Source organism: Pseudomonas sp. JV245A, from assembly GCF_032424515.1.
GTDB classification, from domain to species: Bacteria; Pseudomonadota; Gammaproteobacteria; order Pseudomonadales; family Pseudomonadaceae; genus Aquipseudomonas; species Aquipseudomonas protegens.
In genome coordinates, this window is sequence record NZ_VYKE01000293.1 from 1 (window position 1) to 3174 (window position 3174).

The window sequence follows — 3174 nt, forward strand, 5'->3', positions numbered from 1 at the left end:
GATCAGGTCGATACACACGCCCCTGGGGGCAGATTTCTTCAGATAGAGGTACCAGCATGAGTAGCGTTCAAGCCCTTCCTGTCACTCCGGTCCGTATCCTGGGCAGCGAGGCCGAAGCCATCGCCGTGGCCCGGGAAATCGCCACGGAAATCGCCGCCATCGCCGCCGACAGCCAGGCCAACGGCCAGTTGCCGCGGCGCCAGGCGCAGTTGCTGTCCGACAGCGGCCTGACCGCCATCGGTGTGCCCAAGGCATTCGGTGGCCTGGGGGCCTCGGTGGCCACCATCGTCGAAACGGTGCGCCTGATCTCGGTGGCCGATGGCGGTGTCGGCCAGTTGCTGCAGATCCACAACGTGATGCTGCGGGGCATCTTCAACGGTTACCCGGATGCCGTGCGCGACCGCCTGGTCAGCGACGTGCTGGCCGGCAAGCGCCTGGGCAATGCCCTGGCGGAGATCGGCGGCAAGAACAAGTTCGCCCTCAAGACCCGTATCGAGCGCCGCGCCGACGGCAAGCTGATCCTTAACGGCAGCAAGTTCTACTCCACCGGTTCCTACCTGGCCGAATGGATTTCCCTGACCGCCGCCAGCGAAGAAGGCGGCGCCGGGGTGCTGCTCAACCGCAACGCCCCGGGCCTGACCCTGGTGGACGACTGGCATGCCTTCGGCCAGCAGAATTCGGTCAGCGGCACGGTGCTGTTCGACAACATCGAACTGGACGAAGACTTTGTCTCGCCGCGCAAGGGCCCGATGAAACGCACCGGCCTGACCTTCCCGCAGATCCTCCATGCGGCCATCGACACCGGGATCGCCGCCGGAGCCCTGGGGGCCGCGGTGGACTACCTCAAGCAGCACGCCCGGCCCTGGGTGGAAAGCGGCGTCGACCACGCCAGCGAAGAGCCGCACATCATCAAGCAGATCGGTGAATACGCGGTGGCCCTGCGTGCTGCCGAATCCTTGCTGCGCGATGCCGCGCGGGTGTTCGACGAACACGAGCTGGACCCGGACAACAAGGAACTGCAGGATCAGTTGATCCTGTCCGTGGCCACCGCCCGGGCCCATTCCGACAGCGCCTCGCTGAAGATCTCCAGCGACATCTTCTCGCTGTTGGGGGCCAGTTCCTCCCTGAGCAAATGGAACCTCGACCGCTTCTGGCGCAATGCCCGGGTGCACACCACCCACGACCCGATCCGCTGGCGCCTGCACCACGTGGGCAACTACTACCTCAACGGCGTCGACCCGGGCGAATACACCGCGATCCTCAACGCCAAGGAGCAACAGGGCGCGACCCGCCCCGCGCCATAACCCCAACCACCGCCATCCCTCGTAGGAGCTGGCTTGCCAGCGAAGGCGTCCTCAAGACCGACACAAGGCTCGAGGGCCTCTTCGCCGGCAAGCCGGCTCCTACCAATAACCATGGCATCACGCACACCGTAGGAGCTGGCTCGCCAGCGAAGGCGTCCTCAAGACCGACACAAGGCTCGAGGGCCTCTTCGCCGGCAAGTCTGCTCCTACGGGGGTGGCCGATTTTTTGAACGAGCCCTGCATGATCGAAAAACACCCTCTTTTGCGCGCGCTGGCGATCTACCGGGAAGTGCCCTGGCGCTTCACCCTGGTGGCGCTGCTCTATGTCGCCGTCAACCTCGGGCTGGTCTGGCAGCAGTGGCTGATCGGCCATGCGGTCAACGATGTCAGCAGCGGGCAGGCGGTAAAGCACCTGGCCGACGGCAGCCTGGATGCCAGCCTGGGCTGGTACTGGCTGTGGCTGCTGCTGGCGGTGGCCCTGGGCCGCGGCCTGTTGCAGTACGCCGCCACGGTGTTGTCCCTGGTGCTCAGCCAGGAACTGCTGACCCGCCTGCGCGAGCGCATCCTGCAGCAGGTCCAGGGCCTGCACCTGGGCTACCACTGGCAGCACGGCATGGGTGAAATGATCACCCGCACCACCCGTGATGCAGACAAGGTCCGCGATGCCCTGATCAGCTTCTGGCGCCAGGTGGTGGAAACGCCCCTGGTGGTGCTGGCCACGGTCGGCCTGCTGGCCTGGTACAGCCCCTGGCTGGCGGTGGTGCCGCTGCTGCTCACCGCCTGCGGACTGTGGATCTTCGTGCGCCAGACCGAGCACCTGGTGAGCCTTGACCGCGCAGTGGGCGCTGCCTACGACCGGGTCAACCAGGACCTCAGCGAGGGCATCGGCGGGGTGCGGGTGATCAAGTCCTTCGCCCTGGAGCACAGCCGCATCCAGGGTTTTGCCGCCCAGGTCGGGCTGTTCGCCGAGCACGCGCGCCGGGCCCTGGCCTATTCCAGTTCGCGTATCCCCCTGCCCCAGGCCGTGGTCGCCCTCAGCCACGTGTGGATCCTGGTCTACGGCGCTCATCAGGTGGCGGCCGGGCAGCTGGGGATCGGCGAGCTGGTCAGCGCCCTGCTGATCGTCACCACCCTGGTGTTTCGCATCGAAGGCATCGGCCGGGTGATGCAGACCTTTGCCGATGCCCGCTCCAGTGCCGAGCGCATCTGGCAGTTGCTGGACGAGCCGCTGCACATCCGCAGTGGCAACGCCCGGCTGCCCCAGGCGCCCCTGGGGTTGCGCCTGGAGGGGGTCAGCGTCAGCGCCCCCGGCGGTGGCCGGAAGATTCTCGATGACTGCTCCCTGAGCCTTGAGCCCGGCGAGGTGGTGGCCCTGGTGGGCGCCACCGGCACCGGCAAGAGCCTGTTGGCCAGCCTCCTGCCGCGCCTCACCGAGGCCGGTGCCGGCCGGGTGCTGCTGGGCTCGGAACTCAGCGGCTGGCAGGACGTGCGCGACCTGGACCTGCAACAGCTGCGGCGCCGGGTGCATGTGGTGCCCCAGGAAAGCTTCCTGTTTTCCGACACCCTGGCGGCCAACCTGCGCCTCACGGCCCCCGACGCCAGCCACCGGCAACTGCGCCAGGGCCTGGCCCTGGCAGCCGCCGAAGACGTACTGGAACGCTTGCCCCAAGGGCTGGACAGCCGCCTCGGCGATCGCGGGGTCACCCTCTCCGGTGGCCAGCGCCAGCGCCTGAGCCTGGCCCGGGCGCTGCTGGGGGAGCCGGACATTCTCTGCCTCGACGACGCCACCAGCGCCCTGGACGCCATCAGCGAACGCCAGGTGCTGGACAACATCCGCCAGTTGCGCCGAGACCAGGGCCGGGCCACCACC

2 protein-coding genes are annotated in these 3174 nt (G+C 67.6%); both read left to right on the forward strand.

The window, feature by feature from the left end; translation table 11 throughout:
- Positions 1-56 precede the first annotated feature (56 nt).
- Complete coding sequence (locus F6S12_RS30745; RefSeq protein WP_315869762.1) at positions 57-1304, forward strand: acyl-CoA dehydrogenase family protein; 1248 nt, start codon at positions 57-59, stop codon at positions 1302-1304.
- 241 nt (positions 1305-1545) lie between these two features.
- Positions 1546-3174: ABC transporter ATP-binding protein (locus F6S12_RS30750; protein WP_315869763.1), on the forward strand; the 1629-nt coding region annotated here is incomplete at its 3' end.